The organism is Candidatus Eisenbacteria bacterium (genome assembly GCA_016867495.1).
Lineage (GTDB): Bacteria > Eisenbacteria > RBG-16-71-46 > CAIMUX01 > VGJL01 > VGJL01.
In genome coordinates this window covers 1-3,979 of record VGJL01000220.1, presented here as the reverse complement: position 1 = coordinate 3,979, position 3,979 = coordinate 1, and the positions used below count along the sequence as shown (strand labels likewise).

At 62.3% G+C, this 3,979-nt stretch carries 2 protein-coding genes and 1 pseudogene; all 3 read right to left on the bottom strand.

Annotated features, from left to right (window positions below; all coding sequences use genetic code 11):
• Positions 1 to 411: 411 nt before the first annotated feature.
• On the bottom strand, positions 412 to 1,371 hold the full coding sequence (locus tag FJY88_12485) for a class I SAM-dependent methyltransferase (GenBank protein MBM3288152.1): 960 nt from the start codon (positions 1,369 to 1,371) through the stop codon (positions 412 to 414).
• A gap of 208 nt (positions 1,372 to 1,579) precedes the next feature.
• Positions 1,580 to 2,320 (bottom strand): annotated as a pseudogene (locus FJY88_12480) (transposase).
• A 36-nt stretch (positions 2,321 to 2,356) separates the two neighbouring features.
• Complete coding sequence (locus FJY88_12475; protein MBM3288151.1) at positions 2,357 to 3,559, bottom strand: ATP-binding protein; 1,203 nt, start codon at positions 3,557 to 3,559, stop codon at positions 2,357 to 2,359.
• Positions 3,560 to 3,979 lie beyond the last annotated feature (420 nt).

The following is a 3,979-nucleotide window of genomic DNA, read 5'->3' as shown; positions in this document are numbered from 1 at the left end:
ACCGGGCAGTCGGGTTCGCGGTCACATTGTGATGGAGAATGCGTCGGCGCTCATTTAGAGACGGAACCCTTCTCGATGCCAGCGGATGACGGTCGTTGAAGAACATCGAGTTGGTGACGCAGGGCGGGGTTTTCGACAGCCAGTGCACGCTGAGACTGCAGGGCGGAGATCAGGGTGCGAAGCTCGGTAAGAAGCATGGCCGGGAAGCTACCGCGGAGCTCTGCCCAATAGCAAGCCAGGCAAGAAGGACGGGGTTTTCAGAAGGGACAACCATCACCCCTGCACGCGGACCTGAACAGCCGACCTCTCGACTGAAAACCGCCCCCGCAGAGCTCCCGAACTCCCGTCCCCCGCCGCGGTCGACCCTCGTCCGAATTGTTTTACCTTACGCCTACTTCGTCTGTGCGCAGATCAGAGGCCCAGGGTTCTCCGCAACACCCTCCGGAGAGTTCGGGAGTTCAGGAACGCCCGATAATAGCTTCGCTTCCGCATTTGCGTCCTCGTTGAGAGGGGCCGCGGAGGCCGCAGGCCGGCGGGCGGGTTCTTGCCGCCAACGATGTTGACGCACCACATCTTTCCGTGGGTGACCCACTGGTAGGCGCTCGACAAGTGGAGCGTCGATAGCCCGCAGGACTCGAGGCAATTGCAGAGGCTTTCCTCGGAGAAGAAGTTCACATGGGTCAGAGGCTCGACAATGCGCCTCCATTCCCGGAAACACTCCAGCGGCACCTCGACGTAGAGGATCCCATCGGGGGCGAGTGCCCTGCTCAGATCCGTGATCAGGGCTCTGGGCCGGACCACGTGCTCGAGGGTGTGCAAGAGAAGAATCACGTCGAAGATCTCGCCGTTCCGCAAGTCGGCGGTGTCCTTCCCCAAGTACCGGATGCCGGGTGGCAAGTCCCATTGTTCGAAGTCCAGAACGCCACAGTCGCAGCTCGGTACAAACGGAGTCAGATTGTAGCCCGACGCGCCTCCATAGTCCAGGACTCTGGTCTTGGCGGACCCCGGCTTGATGTGGGGACTAACCAGGCGGTGGATCCGACGGGCCCGGGCGTCCAGTTTCGACGGCGGATTCAGCCGGGTCCGGTACTTCACCGAACCGAGCTCCTGGATGGCGTCATACTTGATCCTGAGATCGGCTTCGGAAAACCGCGGGTCGGTGAAGATCAATCCGCATTGGTTGCAAATCATGGAACGGAAGAAGACCGGCTCGCGGTTCTTCAAGATCCGGTCAAACAAGATCCACAGCCGTTCGTACGTCGCATCCGCGAGATGCTCGCAGACGTTGTTACCCGGAAATGTGAACCGATGCCGGGCGATCCTTTCAATCTGCTCGGATTCGCATAACGGGCAACAAGTTGCTTCTTGCATAGGCTCCACTCCCAGGACCCAGTCAGCCCTGTCCCTTCTGAAAGCCCCATCCGGTTGTCGATGGCTTGCCGGGCGTTCGAGACTGCCCTTGGTTACGCTGCCAGTGATGCTACGCCTTGGTGGCGGGGATGGCCAGAGGGGGCGTGGCCCACGTTCGGCCCCCCCGGCTCGGGCCGAAGAGAAAGGACGGTCAGGGCGAGCGCCGACTTCATGCAGCCTGACGGAAGTACCGATGATGCAGGCCACCCACCATCGGTCTGCTCCGAACGGGCCCGCCACGGGGTGGCTCCTTCTCTCTCTGCACCGGGCAATCCTTCTCCAACCCGAGATGCGTTCGGGAACCGTGGTAGTAGCTGAAGCACTCCCTGAGCACGCGTCGAAGCTGTCTGTCACTGAAGATGATCACGTGATCCAGGCACTCCCTCCGGACCGATCCGATCACCCGCTCCACATACGGATTCTGCCAAGGCGATCGGGGCGAGATCGGCACCTCGTCGATTCCCATCCCCTTCACCCGCGGGACGAACGGCGTTCCGTAGATTCCGTCTCGGTCCCGGAGCTGGTACTTCGGTGCCGTGTCCCACGGGAACGCCTCGATCATCTGCCGCCCCGTCCACCTGGCAGTCGAGTTCGCGGTCACGAGGTTTCCGGTGACGCGCCATGTATTTCGAGCCCGTCGCCTGTCCGACATCGATCCCGAGCGTCAGAAGTTCGCCGTGGATGCGCGGGGCTCCCCAGAGCGGATAGGCCCGCGACAGCTGCCGGATAAGATCCCGGATCTCGCGAGTGACCTTGGGTCTGCCCGACTCACCACCTCGGCTCTTCCCCCTCCAATGGAGACGGAACCCTTCTCGATGCCAGCGGATGACGGTCGTTGAAGAACATCGAGTTGGTGAGGCAGGGCGAGGTTTTCGAGGGCGAGGGACCGTTGGGACTGAAGGACAGAGATCGTACGCTTCTTCTCCGGCTCCCTGAACGAGACGATCTACGAACTGCTCTCTGCCCTCGGAGCACGTCGACCCCTCCTTCGTCCGCGCGGGAGGAGTATCGACGGATCGCCATCGGCCAGCGAGGCCAGCGGCGCGACACGCACCCGGTCGGCGAGGTCGTATACCGTACTCCCCGGGTAGAGAACCGTGAGTTGGTCCAACCTCAGGTCGTCGAGAGCAATGCGCATTGAGGGAGTCAGCCGCGGAGCATCTTGCCGCTTCACCTCGACACCTATCCGTCGACCTTGCAGCGTGAGCAACAGATCCAGCTCGGCGCCCGTGTGCGTAGCCCAGAAGTGCGCCTCGCTCGGTCTCGCAACCCTCAGAACCTCCTCGATCGCGTACCCCTCCCACGAGGAACCGCTCTTGGGATGGGACGACAGGTCCTTATCAGTGGCAATCCCCAGCAACTGATGCAACAGGCCGCTGTCGCGGATGTAGACCTTCGGCGATTTGACCTGCCGCTTCTTGAGATTCTCGTGCCAGGGTGCAAGCTGGCGGACGATGAAGAGATCGGTTAGCAAATCGAGATAGCGCCGGACTGTGGGCTGGCTCAGGCCTAGGGATCGGGCGGGCTCTGCTGCGTTCCAGATGCCTCCTTGGTAGTGGGCGAGCATCGTCCAGAAGCGCAGCATCGTCGTGGCGGGAACACCGATGCCCAGTTGTGGGAGGTCGCGCTCCAGAAACGTTCGAGTGAATTGGCTCCGCCATCGGAGGCTTTCCGCCTCGGAGCGTGCGAGGTACGACAGAGGAAAGCCCCCTCTCCGCCAATGCCTCGTCGCGGCCTCCTTTCCCAGCTCAGACAGTCCGAAGCCCATCATGGTGATCGTCTCGATCCGCCCGGCGAGGGACTCCGAGGACTGGCGCAGTAGTCCTGGCGAAGCACTGCCCAGGATCAGGAATCGTGCCCGCAGCGGCCTCCGGTCTGCCAGCACGCGCAGGATGGGAAAGAGATTGGGACGCCGCTGAACCTCGTCGATGACCACCATCCCTCGCAGGGGGGAGAGCGCCGTCATCGGTTCGGTGAGTCGGGCGAGGCTCGTCGGGTCTTCCAAGTCGAAGTAGCACGGGGATTCCGGGGGCACGATCTGCCTCGCGATGGTGGTCTTGCCGGACTGCCGGGGTCCGATCAGGGCCACAACTCGACTGCGCTTGAGCGCCGCGCGGATGTCGGCCAGTAATTGAGGGCGATCCACCATGGCCTCAACATACCATGAAAATCAAACACATCAAGTTCGTTTTTCGTGATCGAGAACCCTGTCGTCCTCCGCGGAAGCCCCCGTGCTCCGCGAAAACCTCATTCGGGGTGGGGACGGAGGGCTTGGGGCCGACGAAGTCAGCGCGGACAGGTCGCGATGCAGCAGTTGAGCGATCCTCCCGTCTCATTCGTACTAACGATGAGAGCGCTGAGTATCAGGAGCGAAGAGACCGGGCGCTTGTGCCCCGTGTCGATCTCACGCGGACCCACACGAAGAGCGGTCTCAGGCCGCCAGGCGATAGTCGTGCTGGATGCCGCCGAGGACGGGGAGAGCAAGGAAGTGATCCAGCGCCTCCAGATGACATCGATAGCTGCGCCTATGACCGCATTGCTCGAAGGTCACCGCCCGACTCCATTGCCC

What these genes read in the sequence shown, in the direction of transcription:
- FJY88_12485 (MBM3288152.1), bottom strand. Translation starts at nt 1,371, where the DNA reads ATGCAAGAAGCAACTTGTTGCCCGTTATGCGAATCCGAGCAGATTGAA.
- FJY88_12475 (MBM3288151.1), bottom strand. Translation starts at nt 3,559, where the DNA reads ATGGTGGATCGCCCTCAATTACTGGCCGACATCCGCGCGGCGCTCAAG.